22 protein-coding genes are annotated in these 20,333 nt (G+C 67.9%); 6 read left to right on the top strand and 16 right to left on the bottom strand.

What is annotated here, in order from left to right; all coding sequences use genetic code 11:
- Positions 1 to 64 precede the first annotated feature (64 nt).
- Positions 65 to 847: a Mut7-C RNAse domain-containing protein gene (locus AB3347_RS03730; protein ID WP_369090411.1), complete on the bottom strand. Its 783-nt coding sequence runs from the start codon at positions 845 to 847 to the stop codon at positions 65 to 67.
- Complete coding sequence (locus AB3347_RS03725) at positions 841 to 1,629, bottom strand: DUF72 domain-containing protein (RefSeq protein WP_369090410.1); 789 nt, start codon at positions 1,627 to 1,629, stop codon at positions 841 to 843. Before AB3347_RS03725 ends, AB3347_RS03730 begins: the two co-directional genes overlap by 7 nt.
- A gap of 143 nt (positions 1,630 to 1,772) precedes the next feature.
- Here AB3347_RS03725 and trxC point away from each other — a divergent pair, with 143 nt between their 5' ends.
- Together trxC and AB3347_RS03715 are read left to right on the top strand one after the other, a co-directional pair.
- Positions 1,773 to 2,216, top strand: coding sequence for a thioredoxin TrxC (gene trxC, locus AB3347_RS03720; RefSeq protein WP_369090525.1), 444 nt, complete (start codon positions 1,773 to 1,775; stop codon positions 2,214 to 2,216).
- Positions 2,217 to 2,342: 126 nt separating this feature from the next.
- A complete protein-coding gene (locus AB3347_RS03715) occupies positions 2,343 to 2,702 on the top strand; it encodes a DUF4870 family protein (protein WP_369090409.1) in 360 nt (119 codons plus the stop codon).
- Positions 2,703 to 2,748: 46 nt separating this feature from the next.
- Here AB3347_RS03715 and AB3347_RS03710 read toward each other — a convergent pair whose 3' ends face one another.
- The 4 genes from AB3347_RS03710 to phaC all read right to left on the bottom strand — a co-directional run bounded on the left by AB3347_RS03710 (position 2,749) and on the right by phaC (position 8,082).
- Positions 2,749 to 3,909, bottom strand: a complete 1,161-nt coding sequence (locus tag AB3347_RS03710) for a cystathionine beta-lyase (protein ID WP_369090408.1) — start codon at positions 3,907 to 3,909, stop codon at positions 2,749 to 2,751.
- A 31-nt stretch (positions 3,910 to 3,940) separates the two neighbouring features.
- Positions 3,941 to 5,392, bottom strand: coding sequence for a 30S ribosomal protein S12 methylthiotransferase RimO (gene rimO / locus AB3347_RS03705; protein WP_369090407.1), 1,452 nt, complete (start codon positions 5,390 to 5,392; stop codon positions 3,941 to 3,943).
- Between the two features lie 132 nt (positions 5,393 to 5,524).
- Positions 5,525 to 6,091 (bottom strand): polyhydroxyalkanoate synthesis repressor PhaR, encoded by a 567-nt coding sequence (gene phaR / locus AB3347_RS03700; RefSeq protein ID WP_369090406.1) that lies wholly within the window; start codon positions 6,089 to 6,091, stop codon positions 5,525 to 5,527.
- 236 nt (positions 6,092 to 6,327) lie between these two features.
- Positions 6,328 to 8,082, bottom strand: a complete 1,755-nt coding sequence (gene phaC / locus AB3347_RS03695; RefSeq protein ID WP_369090405.1) for a class I poly(R)-hydroxyalkanoic acid synthase — start codon at positions 8,080 to 8,082, stop codon at positions 6,328 to 6,330.
- A gap of 47 nt (positions 8,083 to 8,129) precedes the next feature.
- On the opposite strand from phaC, the gene AB3347_RS03690 reads away from it, so the two are divergent.
- Entirely contained in the window at positions 8,130 to 8,384 is a 255-nt protein-coding gene (locus AB3347_RS03690; protein WP_369090404.1) for a hypothetical protein, read from the top strand.
- 25 nt (positions 8,385 to 8,409) lie between these two features.
- Here AB3347_RS03690 and pgeF read toward each other — a convergent pair whose 3' ends face one another.
- Positions 8,410 to 9,186 (bottom strand): peptidoglycan editing factor PgeF, encoded by a 777-nt coding sequence (pgeF, locus tag AB3347_RS03685; protein ID WP_369090524.1) that lies wholly within the window; start codon positions 9,184 to 9,186, stop codon positions 8,410 to 8,412.
- Positions 9,186 to 10,208, bottom strand: coding sequence for an RluA family pseudouridine synthase (locus AB3347_RS03680; protein WP_369090403.1), 1,023 nt, complete (start codon positions 10,206 to 10,208; stop codon positions 9,186 to 9,188). Before AB3347_RS03680 ends, pgeF begins: the two co-directional genes overlap by 1 nt.
- Before the next feature lie 97 nt (positions 10,209 to 10,305).
- Here AB3347_RS03680 and AB3347_RS03675 point away from each other — a divergent pair, with 97 nt between their 5' ends.
- Complete coding sequence (locus AB3347_RS03675) at positions 10,306 to 11,139, top strand: outer membrane protein assembly factor BamD (protein ID WP_369090402.1); 834 nt, start codon at positions 10,306 to 10,308, stop codon at positions 11,137 to 11,139.
- 82 nt (positions 11,140 to 11,221) lie between these two features.
- On the opposite strand, the gene yaaA is transcribed toward AB3347_RS03675, so the two are convergent.
- Positions 11,222 to 11,992 (bottom strand): peroxide stress protein YaaA, encoded by a 771-nt coding sequence (gene yaaA / locus AB3347_RS03670; protein ID WP_369090401.1) that lies wholly within the window; start codon positions 11,990 to 11,992, stop codon positions 11,222 to 11,224.
- A gap of 43 nt (positions 11,993 to 12,035) precedes the next feature.
- Here yaaA and AB3347_RS03665 point away from each other — a divergent pair, with 43 nt between their 5' ends.
- Together AB3347_RS03665 and AB3347_RS03660 are read left to right on the top strand one after the other, a co-directional pair.
- A complete protein-coding gene (locus tag AB3347_RS03665) occupies positions 12,036 to 12,503 on the top strand; it encodes a putative toxin-antitoxin system toxin component, PIN family (RefSeq protein ID WP_369090400.1) in 468 nt (155 codons plus the stop codon).
- 26 nt (positions 12,504 to 12,529) lie between these two features.
- On the top strand, positions 12,530 to 13,687 hold the full coding sequence (locus AB3347_RS03660; protein ID WP_369090523.1) for a pyridoxal phosphate-dependent aminotransferase: 1,158 nt from the start codon (positions 12,530 to 12,532) through the stop codon (positions 13,685 to 13,687).
- Positions 13,688 to 13,703: 16 nt separating this feature from the next.
- Here AB3347_RS03660 and AB3347_RS03655 read toward each other — a convergent pair whose 3' ends face one another.
- From AB3347_RS03655 to pilM, 7 genes are read right to left on the bottom strand one after another with little or no spacing between them, the layout of a single operon-like run.
- Entirely contained in the window at positions 13,704 to 14,858 is a 1,155-nt protein-coding gene (locus tag AB3347_RS03655) for a tetratricopeptide repeat protein (RefSeq protein ID WP_369090399.1), read from the bottom strand.
- 10 nt (positions 14,859 to 14,868) lie between these two features.
- Positions 14,869 to 15,759 carry an ExeA family protein gene (locus AB3347_RS03650; protein WP_369090398.1) on the bottom strand — a complete coding sequence of 297 codons (891 nt, stop codon included), beginning with the start codon at positions 15,757 to 15,759 and terminating at the stop codon, positions 14,869 to 14,871.
- Positions 15,759 to 17,534 (bottom strand): pilus (MSHA type) biogenesis protein MshL, encoded by a 1,776-nt coding sequence (gene mshL, locus AB3347_RS03645; protein WP_369090522.1) that lies wholly within the window; start codon positions 17,532 to 17,534, stop codon positions 15,759 to 15,761. Before mshL ends, AB3347_RS03650 begins: the two co-directional genes overlap by 1 nt.
- Positions 17,535 to 17,575: 41 nt before the next feature.
- On the bottom strand, positions 17,576 to 17,935 hold the full coding sequence (locus tag AB3347_RS03640; protein ID WP_369090397.1) for a hypothetical protein: 360 nt from the start codon (positions 17,933 to 17,935) through the stop codon (positions 17,576 to 17,578).
- Positions 17,932 to 18,681, bottom strand: a complete 750-nt coding sequence (gene gspM / locus AB3347_RS03635; RefSeq protein ID WP_369090396.1) for a type II secretion system protein GspM — start codon at positions 18,679 to 18,681, stop codon at positions 17,932 to 17,934. The genes AB3347_RS03640 and gspM overlap by 4 nt, the downstream gene beginning before the upstream one ends.
- Positions 18,678 to 19,337, bottom strand: a complete 660-nt coding sequence (locus AB3347_RS03630) for a hypothetical protein (RefSeq protein WP_369090395.1) — start codon at positions 19,335 to 19,337, stop codon at positions 18,678 to 18,680. Before AB3347_RS03630 ends, gspM begins: the two co-directional genes overlap by 4 nt.
- Entirely contained in the window at positions 19,334 to 20,272 is a 939-nt protein-coding gene (gene pilM / locus AB3347_RS03625; RefSeq protein WP_369090394.1) for a type IV pilus biogenesis protein PilM, read from the bottom strand. The genes AB3347_RS03630 and pilM overlap by 4 nt, the downstream gene beginning before the upstream one ends.
- Positions 20,273 to 20,333 lie beyond the last annotated feature (61 nt).

Genomic DNA, 20,333 nt, shown 5'->3' with positions numbered 1-20,333 from the left:
GGCACCTGGCGGGCACGCTGTACGGACGGGAAAGGGGAACGGCGAAACGGGCTCGGTCACGCTGTCATGGAAGGGAGTCAGGGGTCGGAGGCAATTCTACATCAGCCAGGGGCGCCGCCACGCCCTCCAGCAGGGCGCACATGCGCGCATGGTGCGAGCCTTTCCAGTAGACCCGGCCGCAGCCGTCGCAGCTGGTGAATTCCTGGTGGAGCGCGGCCACGCGCGGCGGCAGGCGCGCCGCCACCGCCGCCTTGTCCACCGGACGCAGCGGCAGGTTGCAGTGCAGGCACAAGGAAAACGGGCGCATGCCGGCGCCCAGGCGCAGGCGCGCGAACAGCTCGCGCAACTGCTGCTCCGGGCGCAGCGCATGCAGGTAGCAGCCGCGCTCGACGCTGCAGCGCTTGAGCAGTTCGCGGTCGCGCGTGAGCAGCACCCGCTCCTGCTCGCACGCGATGCGCGCGATCTGGTCGTCATGGCAGGCGTTGTCGTAGAGGGTGTCGTAGCCGGCCATGCGCAGCAGGCGCGCCAGCCCGCCCAGGTGGGCATCGGCGACGAACCGGGGCCGCCCTTCGGGCGAAGGGCGCAGGCGCTGCAGGGCGCCCACGTCGAGCTGGCCGAAGCCCGGGTAGGCGGCGACCCGGTCGCCCTCGCGCAGCAGGCGGTCGAAGCCGCTCGACTCGCCGTTGACCAGCACCAGTTCGACTTCGGTATGCGGCACGCCGAGCGCCTCGACCATGTGCTTCACCGTCGCTTCGCGCGCGCAGGCCGCGTCGAATTCGCGGCCGCGCCGCACGCGCGGCAGGAAGTCGCCCAGCTGGTCGTAGAAACGGAAGGTGGCGGTCACCATGGAGGCGCCAGTATCGCAGCTTCGTCCAGTGCCTGCCCACCGGGGCCGTGCAGCAACTGCAGCGCGTTCGGCACCGCCTCGAAGGCCGCGGTGTTATCGAAGATGCACCAGCACTCACGCCCGGCGGCAGTCTGTGCCGCCAGTGCGCGCCGCACCGACTCGACATATTCGGGCGAGTAGCGCGAATAATAGATGCGCGGCGTGCCGTGCAGGCGCACATAGACCGTGTCGCGGCTGGTCGGCACGTGCGGTCCCGGCTGGCCGGCGGCCGGGTCGGCGATCACGCGCGCGACGCGGCTCTCGGCCAGCAGCGCGGAGGCGGCGTCCGAGAACCAGCTCGGATGGCGCGCCTCGAAAGCCACCGCGCAGCCGAACAGTTCGTGCAGCCGCCCGAACAGGGCCCGGGCCGGCTCGTCGATGAAGCCGAATTTCGGCGGCAGCTGTACCAAGAGGCAGCCCAGCTTCTCGCCCAGTTCGCCGGCCTCCTGGGCGAAGCGCAGCAGCAGCTCCTCCACGTTTTCCATGCGCGCATCGTGGGTGATGGCGCGCGGCACCTTCACCGAGAAGCGAAAGCCGTCGGGCACGCAGGCCGCCCACTTGGCGTAGGTCGCCGGCTTGTGCGGACGGTAGAAGGACGAGTTGATCTCCACCGCCGGGAACACGGCGGCGTAGCGTTCCAGGTGGCTGCCCTCGACGGGAAAGTGCGCGGCGTCGGCCTGCGGCAGGCTCCAGCCCGCGCAGCCGACCAGCAGGCGGCCGGACGATGTGGGGTGATCGGTCATGGGTCTGGCTAAAACGACAATGTCTTGATTCTACGGAAGACCCGCCGGCGACGGCGCATGGCTGGCGCCCTGCATGCGGGCCGTCGATGATCGGCTTACAATGCACGGGTCTTTGTCGAATGGAGAGCAAGCAAATGAGCCAGATGAGCGACCCGATCCACGTCGTCTGTCCGCACTGCGATGCCGTCAACCGCCTCGCCCCCGAACGCCTGCGCGACGCGCCGGTGTGCGGCAAGTGTTCCCAGGCCCTGTTCGCCGGCCGCCCGCTGGACGTCGACAGCGCGCGCTTCAGCAAGCACGTCGCGCGCAACGACATCCCGGTGCTGGTCGATTTCTGGGCCGAATGGTGCGGCCCCTGCAAGATGATGGCGCCGCACTTCGCCCAGGCCGCCCAGCGGCTCGAACCGGCGGTGCGCCTGCTGAAGGTGGACACCGAGCGCAGCCAGGACCTGGCGGCGCAGTTCGCGATTCGCAGCATCCCGACCCTGGCCCTGTTCAAGGGCGGGCGCGAAGTGGCGCGCCAGGCCGGGGCCATGGATGCCGGCCGGCTGGTGGCCTGGGTCGAGGCCCAGCTGGGGTCGCGTTGACGCGCCGACCTTGAATAAACGGCTCCGGCGCCTCATGTTGGCAAAACGGCAGCACTCGCTGCTACAATGCGTCGCGTACGGGGCGTTCCCGCGCCGTGTTCCCAACTTCCCCTAAGGAGAAAACTGATGTCGCAAGACCTGGTAATGGATCGCGGAACCGAGGACGCCAAGCAGTTCGCGCGCATCCTGTACGTCGCGCACGCCCTGACCTTCCTGTTCTCGGCCGGCCTGCTGTCGATCCTGGTACTGATCGTCAACTACGTGAAGCGCCCCGAGACCCAGGGCACCATCGTCTACTCGCACCACAGCTGGATGATCCGCTCGTTCTGGTGGTACCTGGTGTGGTCGGCGGTCGCGTGGGTCTTGGCAGTCACCATCATCGGCATCCCGCTCGCCGTGCTGGTCTGGGGCGTGGCATGGCTGTGGGCGGCCTACCGCATCATCCGCGGCTTCCTGGACCTGAACAGCAACCGCGCGATGCCCTGAGTCACGCTGCGCGCCGCGCTCGGCGGCCGGCATCGCGCCGGCCGCCCTACAGCTGCGCGAGCGCCTGCGCGATATCGGCGATCAGGTCGTCCGTATCTTCCAGGCCCACGTTGAAACGCACCAGCACGCCCTGCTCCTGCCACTGGCTGCGGATCGCCCGGATCCGGTAAGGCATCACCAGGCTGTTCGGGCCACCCCAGCTGTAGCCGAGGCCGAACAGCGTCAGGGCATCCACGAAGCGGTCGGTCTGCTCCTCGGTATAGCGTGGATCGAACAGCACCGAGAACAGGCCGCCCGCGCCCTTGAAATCGCGTTGCCAGTGGGCGTGTCCGGGGCAGTCCTCGAAGGCCGGGTGCAGCACCCTGGCGATTTCCGGACGCGCCTTGAGCCAGGTCGCCAGCTTGCGGGCGCTGGCATCGTGCGCCTCGAAGCGCAGCTTCATGCTCGGCAGGCCGCGCATCACCAGGTAGGCATCGTCGGCGCCCACGCCCAGGCCGAGGCGCATGTGCGCCTGCGCCAGTTGCTCGTTGAGCGCGCGGTCCTGCGTGATCACGGCGCCCATCAGGAGGTCGGCGCCGCCCGACTGGTACTTGGTCAGCGCATGCATGACGATGTCGGCGCCGACGTCGAAGCCGCGCAGCGCCAGGCCGGCCGACCAGGTGTTGTCGAGCGCAACCGGCACGCCCTTCGCTTTCGCCGCCCGGCAGATGGCGGGCAGGTCCGGCACTTCCATCGACACCGATCCCGGTGCCTCGGTCCAGACGAGCTTTGTGTTCGGCTGGATCAGGTCGGCGATGCCCGAACCGATCATCGGATCGTAGAAGCGCGCACTGACACCGAAGTCCTGCGCCAGCCAGCGGCCCAGTTCGCGGTTCGGGTTGTAGACGTTTTCGGGCAGCAGCACGTCGTCGCCGCTCTTGAGCAACGCGAAGTTGATCATCGCGATCGCCGCCAGGCCCGAGGGCGCCAGCAGGCAGTGCCGGCCGCCCTCGATCTGCGCCAGGCGCGCTTCCAGCGTGAAGGTGGTCGGGGTGCCGTGCAGGCCGTAGGTGTAGGCGCTCTTGTCCTTCCACTGCCCCGAACGCATCGCCGCCACGTTCTCGAACAGCACCGTGGAAGCGCGGTGCACACCCGGCGGGAAGGCGTCGAAGCCGCCCGGCGCTTCGTAATCGCTGTGGATCAGGGAGGTCTGGACGGTCTTGTTCATGGGCACGCGCTTCCTTGTTTCGTCGATGGACTCAGGCCACGGTGGCCCACAGGTCGTGGGCGTCGGCCTTGGTGATCACCACGTCGATGAACTGCCCCACGGCCGGCTTGGGCCTACCCGGCACCAGCGCGCGCTTGATGTGGACCACGCCGTCGATTTCCGGCGCGTCCGCGGCGGTGCGGCCGATGGCTTCGCGCGGGCCGACTTCGTCGACCAGCACGCGCATGGTCTTGCCGACCTTGGCCTGCATGCGCTTGAGCGAGATCTCTTCCTGCAGCAGCATCACGCGCGCGCGGCGCTCTTCACGCACTGCTTCCGGCACCGGATCGGCCAGTTCGTTGGCGGTCGCACCTTCCACCGGCGAATAGGCGAAGCAGCCCAGGCGGTCGATCTGCGCTTCGCGCAGGAAGTCCAGCAGGTACTCGAACTCTTCTTCGGTCTCGCCCGGGAAGCCGGCGATGAAGGTGGAGCGGATCGTCAGGTCCGGATTCATCTTGCGCCATGCCAGGATGCGGTCGAGGTTCTTCTCGCCGCTGGCCGGACGCTTCATGCGCTTCAGGACATCCGGGTGCGCGTGCTGCATCGGGATGTCGAGGTAAGGCAGCACGTGGCCGTCGCCCATCAGGGGGATGACCTGGTCGACGTGCGGATACGGGTAGACGTAGTGCATGCGCACCCAGGCGTCGTACTGGCGCGCCATCTTGCCCAGTTCTTCGGTGAGCTGGGTCATGTGGGTCCTGACCGGACGGCCGTTCCAGAAACCCAGGCGGAACTTGACGTCCACGCCGTAGGCGCTGGTGTCCTGCGAAATGATGAGCAGTTCCTTGACGCCGGCCTTGAACAGGTTCTCGGCTTCCTGCAGCACCTCGTGGATCGGGCGCGACACCAGGTCGCCGCGCATCGACGGGATGATGCAGAAGCTGCAGCGGTGGTTGCAGCCTTCCGAAATCTTCAGGTAGGCGTAGTGCTTCGGGGTCAGCTTGACGCCGTGGTCCGGCACCAGGTCGATGAACGGGTCGTGCGGTTTCGGCAGGTGCAGGTGCACCGATTCCATCACCTCGGCGACGGCGTGCGGGCCGGTCACGGCCAGCACCTTCGGGTGCACCTTGGTGATGATGTCCGCGCCGTCCGCATCCTTCTTGGCGCCGAGGCAGCCGGTGACGATCACTTTACCGTTCTCGGCCAGGGCCTCGCCGATCGCATCGAGCGACTCCTGCACCGCGGCGTCGATGAAGCCGCAGGTGTTGACGATGACCAGGTCGGCGCCGTCGTAGGACTTGGCGGTTTCATAGCCTTCGGCGCGCAACTGGGTCAGGATCTGCTCGGAATCGACCAGCGCCTTCGGGCAACCGAGCGACACGAAGCCGACCTTGGGCGCGGCTACCCCGGCAGCCAGGCTCGGAATGACGAGCGGCGCGGGTGCGTCGGCGACGGCGGCAGCGGTGTTGGCGGAGGCAACGGGAATACGACGGAGTTCGGTCATGGGCGGACGACTAGGAATCTGGGCAATCCGCGATTGTACCCGAACCGGGTGTGAGGGTGGAACCAGGGGGATGGATTACCGGCCCAGAACCGGGCCGGCGGTGTCGCAAAACGACGAAGCTTGCCAGGCTGTTTACTTCTTGTCGGCCGGCGGCGGGGTCATGCCCGGGAACGGGAAGGCGCCGAACATGGCCTTGCTCTGGTTCTGCATCTGCTCCTGCATCTGCAGGAACAGGTTCTTCGACTGGTCGATGTAGTTGTTCATCATGCCCTGCATCATCGGGCCCTGCACGTTCATGAACTGGGTCCACATTTCGGGGCTGAAGGGCTTGCCTTCGAGGGCGCCGGCGGCATTGCTGGTGAACTTGTTCTGGATGTCGGTGAACGCCTGCACGTTCTTTTCCAGGTAAGAACCCATCATGCCCTGCATGGCGTGGCCGTAGTAGCGGATGATCTGGGCCAGCACCGAGCTGGAGAACATCGGAATGCCGTTGGCCTCCTCTTCCAGGATGATCTGGAGCAGAATGCTGCGGGTCAGGTCCTCGTTGGTCTTGGCATCGACCACCGTGAATTCGTCGGCGTCGAGCACCAGCTGCTTCACGTCGGTCAGGGTGATGTAGGAACTGGTCTGGGTGTCGTACAGACGGCGGTTCGGATACTTCTTGATCAGGCGTTCAGCACTCTTTTTCACACTACTCATTTCATGTCTCACGTTGTGCGTTGCGGTAGCGTGGACCGCACGCTATTTTTTCTTGATTGGTCACCAGAAAATCCGGCCCGTGGGCCGTGCCGCGCGGCAACTTTATTGCCTTACGGACGGACAAGCCCACACCATACCACGACCCGCTCGCAGGTGCAGCAATTATTAGAGTACAAACTTCCGTGGCGATTTTGATATGGTTCGTGGGTAAAAAACCACCCACCGTACCCGTGCATTCAGTCGGCACGCGCCTTGACGTAGCGGCCCGGCGCGGCCTCGAGCGGCTGGTAGCGCTCGCTGCCGAAGGCCGCCGGCGCCGGCACCTCGGCGCCGCCGTGCTGGGCCAGGAAGCCGGCCCATTCCGGCCACCAGCTGCCCTTCTGTTCGAGCGCGCCGGCGAACCAGTCGGCGGCGGTCTTCGGACGCGCCTTGCCGCTCTTGTCGTTGGTCCAGTAGCTGCGCTTGTTCTTCGAGGCCGGGTTGATCACGCCGGCGATGTGGCCCGAGGCGCCCAGCACGTAGCGGTTGGCCTTCGGGTTCTTCGGGTTGAGCAGGCCCATCGAGGCAAACGCGGCTTCCCAGGGCACGATGTGGTCTTCCTTGGAACCGTACACGAACACCGGGCAATCGATCTTGCCCAGATCCACCGGCACGCCGCACACGCTCAGCGCGCCCGGCACCTTCAGCTTGTTCTCGAGGTAGGTGTTGCGCAGGTACCAGCAGAACATCGGGCCCGGCAGGTTGGTGCTGTCGGCGTTCCAGTACAGCAGGTCGAAGGCCGGCGGTTCCTTGCCCTTGAGGTAGTTCTGCTGCACGTAGTTCCATACCAGGTCGTTCGGGCGCAGGGCCGAGAAGGTGGTGGCCAGGTCGCGGCCCGGCATCAGGCCGCCGCCGCCCAGGGTCTGCTCGCGCAGGGCTACCTGGGCTTCGTCGACGAAGACTTCGAGTACGCCGGTGTCCTGGAAGTCCAGCAGCGTGGTCAGCAGCGACAGGCTGGCCGCGGGTTGCTGGCCGCGCGCCGCCAGCACGGCCAGCGCGGAGGCGGCGATGGTGCCGCCCACGCAGAAGCCGAACACATGGGTCTTGTCCTGCTGCGTGATCTCGCGCACCACCTCGATCGCCTTGATGGCCCCTTGCTCGACGTAGTCGTCCCAGCGCAACTTGGCGAGATTGCGGTCCGGGTTGCGCCACGAGACCATGAACACGGTATTGCCCTGCTCCACCACGTAGCGCACCAGCGAATTTTCCGGCTGCAGGTCGAGGATGTAGAACTTGTTGATGCAGGGCGGGATCATCAGGAGCGGCACCGCCTTCACGCTCGGGGTCGCCGGGGTGTACTGGATCAGCTGGAACAGCTCGTTCTCGAACACCACCTGGCCCGGCGCGGTGCCGACGTTGCGGCCCACTTCGAAGGCCGATTCGTCGGACTGCGAGATGCGGCCCTTCTGCATGTCGGCCAGCATGTTCGCCAGGCCCTTGGTCAGGCTTTCGCCCTTGGTCTCGATGAGTTTCTTCTGCGCTTCCGGGTTGGTGGCGAAGAAGTTGGCGGGCGACATGGCGTCGACCATCTGCTGGACCGCGAAGCGGATCTTCTGGCGCTCGCGCGGGGCGGCGTCGACGGCGTCGGCCAGGGCCAGCATGAATTCCGAGTTCAGCAGGTAGGACGCGGCCGAGAAGGCCGACATCGGATGCTCGCGCCATTCGGAGCTCGAAAAGCGCCGGTCGTGGAGTTCCGGCGACTTGCCGCTGACGAAGTCCTGCCACAGCTGGCCGGCCTTCCTGAGGTAGTCGTCGCGGATGGCTTCCAGCTTGGCCGGCGCGATGCCGGCGCCGAAATCCTTCAGCACGCCGGCCAGCGGATTGGCGCCCATGCTGCTTGCGCCGGCAGGCGGCATCATGGTCGGCATCGTCATCCAGCCCTGCCAGGCGCTCGGGTCGGTGAACTGGTTCATCCAGGAGGCGGCAAAAGCTTGGGGGTCAGGCATGTTCATGTCAGCGTCCGTTGTTTAGAATCGGGTCTACAACCTTGGAGAAAAGCATGTGGATCGTCGCCGTTGCCTGGATTTATGTGGTCGCCCTGATGGCAGCGACCGAACCGACCATCGTGCACGGTGTGATGACGTTCCTGTTCTATTGCGCCCTGCCATTATCCATTGTTTTTTATCTCACCGGGTCAAAACGGCGACGCGCGCGGCGCCAGGCGCAGGCGCAAAACAACGCGACAGTGAAGAATGCAGCAGCCGCAGCGGCGCCCGGTCCGGACACGGGCCGCGACGGCGCCAAGGGCAACTAGGCATTCTGGGCCGCTGCCGGGGCGCTTATTTGATCCAGATCAGACTGGCCTGGCGTCCAGTGACCCGGTCGCGCCGGTACGAGTAAAAGCGCTGCGGGCTCGATGCGGTGCAGATGCCGCCGCCATGCACGCGGGTGATGCCGTCGCGCGCCAGCATCAGGCGCGCCAAGGTGAAAATATCCGCCAAAAATTTTACCGGCTGGTCAAATTTTGGCTTGAACGCAGCCAGCGTGGCCTCGCCCGGCAGCGCGGCCAGGAAGGCGTCGCGCACGTCCTCGCCCACCTCGAAGGCGTCCGGGCCGATCGCCGGCCCCATCCAGGCAGTGATCTCGCCGGCGCCCGCGGCGCGCATGGCCCGCACGGTCTCGCCGAGCACGCCGCCGGCCAGTCCGCGCCAGCCGGCGTGGGCCGCGCCCACCACCTTGCCGTCGAGGTCGGCGAACAGCACCGGCAGGCAGTCGGCCGTCAGGATCGCGCACACCAGGCCCGCCTGGGTGGCGATGCTGGCGTCCCCGCTGCACACCGGCTGCTCGGCGCCGACGCTGCGGGCATCGACCACCGCGGCCCCGTGCACCTGGGCGATCCAGGCCGGGCGGCCCGGCAGCCAGGCCTGCAGGCGCTCGCGGTTGACGCGCACGGCGTCCGGATCGTCGCCGCAATGCATGCCGAGGTTCAGGCCGCCGCCGCCCTTGCCGTCGTCATACGGCCCCTGGCTGACGCCGCCGTCGCGGCCGGTCGCCAGCGCGCCCACGCTCGGCGGCAGGTCCGGCCACGCCGGCCATACCAGGGCGGAGCGCTCCATCATTCTTCGGCGTCGACGTCGTTCTCGTCGCCCGGCTCCGCGATGCCGGCCTTGGCGATCAGCGCGGCGAAATCGGCGGCCAGCGGCACCGTCCATTCGCAGGCTTCGCCCGTGGCCGGGTGCACCAGGCCGAGGCGGCGCGCCTGCAGGGCCTGGCGGTGGAACACCGGCACCAGGTGCTGCTTGCCATAGACCGAGTCGCCCACCAGCGCAAAGCCCAGGTGCTGCATGTGCACGCGGATCTGGTGGGTGCGGCCGGTCTCCAGGCTGCAGCGCACCAGCGACACCGGACGGCGGTCCAGGGTGCCGGTGGCGACGCGCGCGTAGTGGGTGATGGCCGGCTTGGCGAAGGGGCTCGAGGACACGGCCATCTTGACCCGGTCCTTCGGATGGCGGCCCATCGGCGAATCGATGGTGCCGCGCGCATGCGGCGTGCCCCAGACCAGCGCGAAGTACTCGCGCTTGACGGTGCGCGCCTGCAGCTGGCGCACCAGGTCGGTCTGGGCGGCAAGGGTCTTGCCGACCACCATCAGGCCGCTGGTGTCCTTGTCGAGGCGGTGCACGATGCCGGCGCGCGGCACGCCCACCAGTTGCGGGCAATGGTGCAGCAGGCCGTTCAGCAGCGTGCCCGACCAGTTGCCGGCGCCCGGGTGCACGACCAGTCCGGCCGGCTTGTTGATGACGAGGATATCCTCGTCTTCGTAGACGATGTCGAGCGCGATGGCCTCGGGCGTGAAAGCGGTGTCTTCCGGCGCCGCCTGCGGTTCGATGACGACGGTCTCGTCGCCGTAGGCGGTCGACTTGCCTTTGGCGGGCTTGCCGTCGACCTTCACGAAACCGCCCTCGAACCAGAGCTGCAGGCGCGCGCGAGAGAACTGCGGCACCAGGCCGGCGATCACCTTGTCGAGCCGCTGGCCGCAGGCCTCGGGGTTCAGGTGCAGGGTGATCGGCGACAGGTCGGTCTTGGCGTCGAGCTCGAACCCGCCGTCCAAGTCATCGTCTAAATCGGAGTCGAGAGGCATTTCCGCCGAATTCGGCGCAGGAGTTAATATCACGTGAGTCCCATCGGCTATAATCAGCCGTTCGTTGAATCTAGGTAAAACTTTCTTGCAAAGAGCTATGCAAAAAAAATTGTCTGTGTTGGTCGCGGCTTGCGCCCTGAGTTTGTCCGCCTGCAGCATCCTGCCGAAGTCGGACGACGACACCAAAAATTGGTCAGCGGAGAAATTATACGCTGAGGCACGCGATGAGATGAACGGCGGCCACTATGAATCGGCCATCAAGCTGTTCGAGCGGCTGGAATCGAACTACCCGTTCGGCACCTATGCCGCGCAAGCGCAGATGGAAATTGCGTACGCCCATTACAAGGCCCAGGACCAGGCCGAGGCGCTGGCCGCGGTCGAGCGCTTCATCAAGCTGCACCCGAATCATCCGCAGGTCGACTACATGTATTACCTGCGCGGCCTGATCAATTTCAACGACCAGCTGGGCTTCCTGAGCTTCATCTATTCGCAGGATCCGACCGAGCGCGACCCGAAGGCCACCCGCGAAGCCTTCGCCGCCTTCAAGGTCCTGGTCGACAAATTCCCCAACAGTAAGTACCGCGAGGATTCGATCGCGCGCATGAACTACCTGGTCAACGCCATGGCCCAGTACGAAGTGCACGTGGCGAACTACTACTTCCGCCGCGGCGCCTACCTGGCCGCGCTGAACCGCGCCCAGGCCGCCGTACAGGAATACACCGACGCGCCGGCGCGCGAAGAGGCGCTGTTCCTCATGATGCGCTCCTACGACAAGCTCGGCATGCCGGTGCTGCGCGACGACACCCAGCGCGTGCTGGTGCTGAACTACCCGAACAGCCGCTTCCTGAACCCGAACGCGCAGGGCGATGCGCCGTGGTGGCGCTTCTGGTCGAAGTCGGGCCCGAAGGCCGCACCGAAGGACGCCCAGTAAGACCCGGGCGCGGCGGGCTGCGTGCCGGGCTGCGTGCCGGGTTGCGTACCAGCCGCGCCCGGCGTGCCGCTTCCCTGCCCGTTCAGGCCGCCAGTCTGCGGCGGAACACCCAGCTGGTCTCGTTCGACGCCGATGCGTCGTAGGCATAGCCGTCGACGTCGAAATCCTTCAGCTGCGCGGGATCCTGGACGCCGTTCTGCGCCGCGTAGCGCGCCATCAGGCCGCGGGCGCGCTTGGCGAAGAACGAGATGATCTTGTACTTGCCGTTCTTCCAGTCCTCGAACTGCGGCGTGATCACCGGGGCGTCGAGCAGCTTCGGTTTCACCGACTTGAAGTATTCTTCCGATGCCAGGTTGACCAGCGCGCTCGCTCCGGTCTGCGCCAGCTGGGCGTTCAGCGCCTGGGTCACGCTGTCGCCCCAGAAGGCATACAGGTTGTTGCCGCGCGGGTTCTTCAGGCGCGTGCCCATTTCCAGACGGTAGGGATGCATGCGGTCCAGCGGCCGCAGCAGGCCATACAGGCCGGACAGGATGCGCAGGTGGCGCTGGGCGTACGCGATCGCCTCGGGCGCGAGCGTACGGGCGTCCAGCCCGGCATACACGTCGCCGTTGAAGGACATGATGGCCTGGCGCGCCTCGGCATGGTCTTCGCTCCAGTGCGCATAGCGCGCCACGTTGAGCATGGCCAGGCTGTCCGACAGGTCCATCAGTTCGGCGACCTGGCCGGGGGAATACCCGCGCAGCACCGCGATCAGTTCGGCGGCGCGCGCGATGAAGTCCGGCGTGGTGTGTTGCTCGGTGGTGCTTGGGGATTCGAGGTCGAGGGATTTGGCGGGCGACAGGACAATCAGCATCGGTTCAAACAGCTTTACGATCAAGACAGAAAAAAGTTTCCGCATGATACCTGCTTTTACCCCAAACCCGTCGAAACCCATCGTCATCGACACCAACGTCTGCCTCGACCTGTTCGTGTTCCGCGATCCGCGCTGGGCGCCGCTGCTGGCGGCGCTCGAAGCGGGCGAGGTCGTGGCCGTGACGCGCGCCGACTGCCGCGACGAGTACCGCGTGGTGCTGAACTACCCGCACCTGCCGCTCGACCAGGCCACCCGCGCCGAAGCCGCCGCCCGCTTCGACGCCCTGCTGCGCGTGGTCGCACCGGACGCGCAGCATGTGCGCCTGCCGGTCTGCACCGACCGCGACGACCAGAAGTTCCTGGAGATCGCGCGCGACGCCGGCGCCGACGTCCTGATCACCAAGGACAAGGCCTTGCTCAAGCTGGGCCGGCGCACCGCCCGCGAAGGCCTGTTCCGGATCATGGTTCCCGAGGCCTGGCTCAAGGCCCGGTTCGCAAGCACGCTAGAATGACGGCACCGACCCAGCCTTTCGACACCATGAGCACTCCCGCATTGCCTACCCGCCTGCCCGCCGTCGGCACCACCGTCTTCACCCGGATGTCGCAGCTCGCCCTCGAGCACGGCGCCGTCAACCTCGGCCAGGGCTTCCCCGACTTCGATTGCGATCCCCAACTGGTCGAACTGGTGAGCCGGGCCATGCGGGCCGGCCACAACCAGTATCCCTTCATGAGCGGCGTGCCGGCCCTGCGCGAGGCGATCGCCGCCAAGATCGAGCGCCTGTACGGGCGCCGCTACGACGACGCCGCCGAGATCACCGTCACCGCCGGCGCCACCCAGGCCATCATGACCGCGATCCTGTGCAGCGTGCATCCGGGCGACGAAGTGATCGTCATCGAGCCGGCCTACGATGCCTACCTGCCGGCGATCGCGCTGGCCGGCGGGGTGGCCGTGCCGGTGTCGATGCAGGTCGGGGAACAGGGCTACAGCGTGCCCTGGGAGCGGGTGGCGGCCGCGGTCACGCCGCGCACCCGCATGATCGTCGTGAACACGCCGCACAACCCGACCGGCAGCATCCTGCGCGAGGCCGACCTGGAGGCCCTGGCCGCCATCGTCGACGGCAGCGAGATCCTGGTGCTGTCCGACGAGGTATACGAGCACATGGTGTTCGACGGCGTGCCGCACGCCTCGGTGGCGCGCCACCCGGCCCTGGCCGAGCGCGCCTTCGTGGTCTCGAGTTTCGGCAAGACCTACCACGTCACCGGCTGGAAGGTCGGCTACGTCGCGGCCCCGGCGCCCTTGATGCTGGAATTCCGCAAGGTCCACCAGTACAACGTATTCACCGTGAACACCCCGATGCAGCACGGGATCGCCGCCTACATGCAGGATCCCGCGCCCTACCAGGAGCTGCCCGCCTTCTACCAGAACAAGCGCGACCTGTTCCGCGCCGGCCTGGCCGGCTCGCGCTTCGAACTGCTGCCCGCTAGCGGCACCTATTTCCAGTGCGTGCGCTACGACGCGATCTCGGACTTGCCGGAAGCGGAATTCGCCGCCTGGCTGACGGCGGAGGCGAAGGTGGCGGCGATCCCGGTGTCGGCCTTTTACAGCCGCCCGCAGGAGTCGGGCGTCGTGCGCTTCTGTTTTGCCAAGAAGGACGAGACCCTGCGCAAAGCGCTGGCAAGCCTGGCGAAGCTCTAGGCCTCGCCGGCGGCCTTCAACGCCCCAGCTGCTTGAGCTTGCGCTCCACGAAGCCCTGCAGCTCGGCCGACAGGCTGCCGCTGTCGAGCGCCTTGCGGAAGGCGCCGGCTGCTTCGGGGTTGCGCTTCTCGGCCTGCAGCGACAGGCCCAGGCCCATCCACCACACCCCGTTCTGCGGCGCCGTGCGCAGCGCCACCCCGTAGTGCTCGGCCGCCTCGCGGTGGCGCCCCTCGCGCGCCAGCATGCCGGCCAGGAAAGCGTGATAGTCGCCATTGCCGGCCGCATACGGCAGGGTGCGCAACAGCGTGTCGATGCCCGGGCTGCCGCGCTCGACCTGCAGGCGCGCCATCAGCATCGCCATTGCCGGCTGGCGCGGATCGAGCGCCAGCGCCGCGCCCAGCTGGCGGATCGCTTCGTCCGGGCGCTTGGCCTCGATCAGCAGCGACACCAGGGTCTGGCGCGACGCCTCGTGGCGCGGATCGGCCTTCAGGGCCGCCTCCAGCTGCGATATCGCTTCGGTGACCCGGCCGTCCTCGAGACTGGCCAGCGCGCGGCGATACGCGTTCTCGGCGCGCTGGGCCGCTGTCTCGACCCGGCCGCTCCTGGCGGACGCCGCGGCTGCGGGCGCGCCGGCGACTGCCTTCGGCGCCGCGGTCTTGTGTGGCTTCGCCGGCGCCTTCGGGGCCGGCCCGGGCTGCTTCTTCTCCGCCTTGGGCGTGGCAGGCCGTGCGGCCCTGGCGGCAGGCGCCGCTTGCTCCTGCGGTCGAAGCGCCGAGCTGGCCGGCGGCGCGGCCGCGGCAGGCGTGTCCGCATTCGCTGCCGCCGCCGCCGGGCTGGCATCGTCCCGGCGCGGCGGCACCGGAATCTCGATCGCGACGACCGGCGCGGGGGCAGCTGCGGCCGCCGGCCGGGCTACCGGCAACGCCGGCGCCGATGCTGCGGCAGGCGTCGCCTGCGGCAGCATCGGCGCCGGTTTCTGTCCCAGCACGCGCCAGCCCGCCAGGCCGAGCGCGCCCAGCGCCAGCGCGGCCCCGGCCGCAACCGCCAAGTGCTTCCAGGGCTGGCTGCGCTCGGGCGGCGGCACCGCCCGGATATCGGCCGGCAGCGGCGCGGCGCCGGGTTGGCCGGCGCGCGCGTCCAGGTCTTGCAGCATCCGGTTGATCAGGCTCATTGCGTCAGCCTCATCGTCCAAACACCCAGGCCAGCCCGGCGGCCGCCGAGAAGGCCACGGCGCCGCCGGCCAGCCAGTTGCGGATGGTGCGCTGCACGCCGATCGTATCGCGCGCCGCGGTCGCCACGTGGCTGCCCGCCACCTGCTGCCTGCCCTGCCCGTAGCTGAGCATCATCGCCTTGTGCGCCATGATGTTGACCAGGCGCGGTACGCCGCCGCTGGCCTGGTACAGGCCGCGGATCGCCGAACGCGTGAACAGGCGCGCGCCGGTGAAACCGGCCACGCGCAGGCGGTGCGCCACGTAGTAGTCCAGGTCGTCGCGGCTGAGGGCGCCCAGGTGGTAGTGGAAGGTGATGCGCTGGGCCAGCTGGCGGATCGATTCCAGTTCCAGCTTGCGGTTCAGTTCCGGCTGGCCGAACAGCACGATCTGCAGCAGCTTGCGCTTTTCCGTTTCCAGGTTCGTCAGCAGGCGCAGCGCCTCCAGGCTCTCCACCGGAATCGCCTGCGCCTCATCCAGGCACAGCACCACGCGCAGGTCCTGGGCCGCCAGCTCGAGCAGGCGCAGGTTGATCGCCTTGAGCAGGCGGTGCTGGTCGACGTCGCGATCGAGCGCGATTTCCAGCTCGTCGGCCAGGGCCAGCATCAGGGTGCGCGGCTCCAGGTAGGGGTTCGGGATGTAGGCTGTGACGAAACCCTCGCCCAGGGTGGCCATGAACTTGCGGCACAACAGGGTCTTGCCGGTGCCGACCTCGCCCGTGATCTTGATGAAGCCTTCGCCGCTGCGCGCCGCCACCAGCAGGGTGTTGAGCGCTTCCTGCGAGCGCGCGCTGCCGAAGAAGAAGCTGGTGTCGGGGGTGATCCCGAACGGCAGCTCGCGCAGGCCGAAATGGGCCGCGTACATTACTTGCGCTCCCGTGTGCGCGGATCGAGCGCCTCGATGCGGCGCCCGGCGTCCAGCAGGTCCTGGCTCCAGTCGTTGGCGCCTTCGACGATGGTCGGCTTGATCAGCACCACCAGCTCGCGCTTCTGGGTGACGCGGTTCTTGTTGCGGAACAGCGCGCCCAGCAGCGGCACCTTGTCGGCGCCCGGCAGCTGGTCGACGTCGCCGCTCGACACCTGCCGCATCAGGCCGCCGATTGCCACCACCTGGCCGCTCTGGCCGCGCACCAGGCTGTCCAGCTCCGAGGTCGCCGAGGCCGCCAGCGGCAGGGTCAGGGTGCCGGCCGAGCCCAGGTCGACGTTCTTGGTGACGGTCGAGACCTGGCTCACCGACGGGTGCACGTGCAGCAGGATGTTGCCCTTGTCGTCGATCTGCGGGGTTACGTCCAGCACCACGCCCGAGAAGAAGGGCTGCAGGGTCACGCTCGGGGTGACGGTGCTGCCGTTGTTGTTGGTGTTGATGGTGTTGGTCACGCCGGTGACGAAGAACTCGTCGGTGCCGATCTTGAGCACGGCCTTCTGGTTGTTCATCGCCGCCACGCGCGGGCTGGACAGCACGTGCACCTGGCCCTGCGACTCCAGGAAGGAGATCAGGGCCGCGAAATTATTGGTCTGGAAGGCGAAGCCGAACAAGGAACCGGCCGCGGCGGCGGCATTCGACAGCGAGAAACCGGTGCTGGCGGCCAGTCCCTGGCCGTTATTGATGACGGGCGGCTGGCCGCCGGTGTAGGGCAGCGGCGCCAGGTTGGCGCCCGGCCCGATCATGCCGGCCGAGACCCGGTTCGGGTGCGAGCTCCTGATCGAGGCGAACGAGGCCCAGTTGATGCCGCTCTGGAAGCTGTCGTTCAGCTCGACCTCGAGGATCTTCGCTTCCAGGATCACCTGGCGGTCGACCGCCAGCTGGGTCGCCTTGAGGTAGGCGTCGACGCTGCGCAGTTCGTCCGGCATGGCGCGGATCACCAGCATCCCCGACTGCGGGCTGATCACGACGCTGCGGCCGCCCTCCTTCGAACCGACGATGGCTTCCAGCGCCAGCTTCAGCTCGCCCCAGAAATCGTTGTCGGACGAGGTCCGGATGTCGGTGCTGTCGAGCAGCACGTTGCCGCTGCCGTTCGGGCTCTGGCCGCCGTCGTTGCCGCCGTTGTTCTGGCCGCTGCCGCTGCCGTTGTTGTTGTTGCGGTTGCCCTCGCGGCCGGCGTTCGCCACCGAGGTCGAACTCACCCGCAGGTTCGAAGTACCGCGGCGCTTGGCGGTCAGGTAGTTCACCTGGAACATCCGGGTCTGCATGGTCAGCGGACGGATCGTGATGCGGGTGCCGTCGATCCTGTAGTCGTAGCCGTACATCTCGCGCACCGCTTCCAGGGTCTCGGCGATGGTCACGTCCTTCAGGTTGGCGCTGATGTTGCCCGAGACGTCAGGATGGACCAGCATGTTGTAGCGGGTCCCGGCCACGATCGAGCGGAAGAACTGCTGCGCCGGCACGTTGTTGAACGAGACGTTGAAGCGCTCCTCGAGCGCCGGCCGGGCCTTGGGCAGCTGGCTGGCGAGCGCACTGGCCGGCGGCAGCAGCGCGTTGGCGACGGCGTCGTCGACCGCCGGCGCGGCGGGCGGCGCCGCCTTGGCCCTGGCCATCTCCCGGGCGATCGCGTCATAGGTCTCGTGCTGCGCCGTACTCTGGCAGCCGGCCAGCAGCAAGGCCGCGGCGACGGCGCCGGACATCAGGCCGAGCTTGTTCATCATGGTCCGGGTCGTCGCGTACTTGCTCATCGATTGCTTCCTCATTGGGCGGCCGGGCGCATGCCGTCGACCGCTGCGGCCGGCAGGTCCAGGCGCAGCACCTGGCGCTCGCGGCCGCGCACCAGCTCGACCTCGGTCTGGGTCATGCGCGCTACCCGCGCGCCGCGGAAGCTATCGCCCAGGCGCACGGTCTCGCCGTCGATCACGGCCACGTGGCGCCCGCCCGCACGCGGCGAGATCAGCACCGATTGCAGGCGCGGCAGGCCGTCCGCGGCGGCGCCATCGGGCCGGCCCGCGTCCAGCGCGGCCGGCGGGCGGGTCGGGTCGGCCAGGGTCTGCGCGGCGGCCGGCAGGCCGGCCAGCAGGGAGGCAGCGAACAGTGTCGGGATCAGGTTTTTCACAGCTTCATCCATTTCCGGTCCAGGCTCAGGGTGTGGAGCGTGAGCGTCAGGCGGGAGGCCGGGTATTCCTCCACTTCGAGGCTGGCCTTGCCCCAGAACATCCGGGTCGGCATCGCTTCGAGCGCGCTCATGTAGTCGACGATATCGAGGTAATTGCCGCGCACCGTCACTTCAACGCCGTGGCGGTACAGCAGCTCGGCGGACTGGCCGGCGGCGGCGGCGCCGGGCGTGTCGGCCGGCGCGGGCGACGAAACGGGCGGCGAAACGGGTGGCGAAATGGAGCCCGAAGCGGGGGCCGCGCCCGGCCCTGCGGCGGACGGCGCCAGCGGCTCGACCGGCAGCGTGCGCATCGACACCAGCTTCAGGCGCGCGTTGGCGCGCAGGATGGTGTCGACCAGCGGCGCCATGCGCTCAGGCGGCACCAGGCCATGCTCCATCGCCAGCAGCGAATCGCCCAGCGCCGCGCTTTCCTGGCGGATGGCCTGCAGCTTCTCGCGCGCCGGCGCATCCGGGTCGACCTGGTAGGCCTGCAGCTTGGCGGCGATCTCGCCGTCCAGGCCCGTCAGGTTGTTGCGCTGCTGGCTGATCTGCTCGTGCAGCGCATCCTGTTCGCGGTAGATCGGCCCCAGCACCGCAGTGTGGCCGACGAAGGCCAGCACGGCGGCGACGGCGCCGAAGATCAGGCCGCGTTCGCGCAGGGTGAGCGCGTCGAGCCGCGCCGCCAGGCCGAGAAGGCGTTGCTTCATTTGCGCGGCTCCTCGGGCACGGACTGCAGGCTGAACTCGACGTAGGGCGCCGGCATGCTCGCCGGCTTGCCGTCGGCGCCGGTGGCGGCGACCGGCGCGGGCTGGCTGATCGACAGGCTGGCGAAGGACTTGCCCTGCATGAGCGCTTCCTGGGTCAGGCGGTTCAGGTAACCCGGCACCAGCGCCGGATCGGTGGTACGGCCGCGGATGCCGATGTCGCGTCCGGCGCCGGACACGGTCACCGCCGTCAGCCACAGGCCGGGCGTGCTCTGGCGCGCCAGCGCCTTGAAATAGCCGGCATAGCCGCCGGTGTCGCCCAGTTCGCCGCGCTCGACCACGTGCGCGATGTTGCGCAGCGACGCGAGCTGGGCCTGCGCCTCGGCGATCTCGCGCTCGATCTCGCGGTCCCTGGCGCGTGGCGCGAACTCGGCATTCACCCCGGCCAGGCGGGCCTGCTTCTGCTGCAGGCGCGCGGCCCCGCGCTCGGCCTCCTGGCGCAGCTGCGCGGTCTGCATCCGGCCATAGCTGGCCAGGCCGGCGATGCCGCCGGCCAGCACCAGCAGCGCGAAGGCCATGGTCTTGGCCCTCAGTACCTGCTTCTGCGGCAGGAACAGCGGATTGAACAGGTTGACCTGCTGGCTCGGCTGGCGGCTCATGCGCCCTCCTCCTGACGCAGTGCTGCGCCGAGCGGAATGAAGAAGCGCTGCTGCGCCGCCGCATCGCGCAGCTCCGGGGTGCCGCTCAGGTCGAACACGCTGGCCAGGTCGAGGGTCTCGACCGGCATGTACAGGTTGCTCGACAGGTATTCTTCCAGGCCGCTGACCGGCGAAGGACCGAGCACCAGCCGGGCAATGCTGATGAACGAATACTGGCGCTCGAAGTTGTCGAGGGAGCGCTGCAGTTCCAGGGTAATGCGGTCGAAGGCGGCATGCTTGCGGTCGTGGTCGCCGTCGAGCAGCTGGTCCAGCCCCAGGTCGAAGCGGCGCGACAGATACAGCTCGCCTTGCCAGGTGACGGTCAGCAGGCCGCCTTCCTGCCCGAACGAGAGCATGGCCACGCCGCGCCCCTCGGGAGCGACCAGGGCCGAAACGTTGCGCTGCGCCATCTCGGGGATATCGATGACGCGCAGGTCGACCTTGGCGTCGAGGAACAGTTGCTGGCGCGGCTTGACCACGCTGTTGCGTGCGGCCACCACGTACACCGACTGCTGGGCACGCGCCTGCCCGCTGGCATCGAGCGGAATGTCGAGCACGTCGATCGTCGCCTCGTCCACCGGAAAGTCGAGGATGTCCTTGAGGCGCCAGCGCACCGCGGTCTTCATTTCCTCGCGCGGCACCTTGGGGGCTTCGATGCTGATCAGCTGGTACTCGCCGCCGGCCAGCAGGGTGGCGCAGCGATAGGCATGCGCCTGGCCTTCGCGGGCGGCCTTCTCCAGCAACTCGACGCCGGGCTGGCCGGGCAGGAAATGGGCAAAGCGTACCAGAGGCAAGCCGTCCGCGACCGGCTTGACGCTGGTCGCGGCCACACCATCGGTCAGGATGGCAATGGTGAGCCAGCCATCTTTTTTCTTTGCTCTTTTAAAAAAACGCATGCAGCGGTGTGATCGCGAAAATAGTTCGTTGCGGCAAAGACTTGATTATATTCAAGCCTCG

The sequence above is a fragment of the Massilia sp. X63 genome (assembly GCF_041023745.1).
Taxonomy (GTDB): Bacteria; Pseudomonadota; Gammaproteobacteria; order Burkholderiales; family Burkholderiaceae_D; genus Telluria.
Note: the sequence above shows the minus strand (reverse complement) of the source record. Positions and strands in the feature narration are given on the sequence as shown.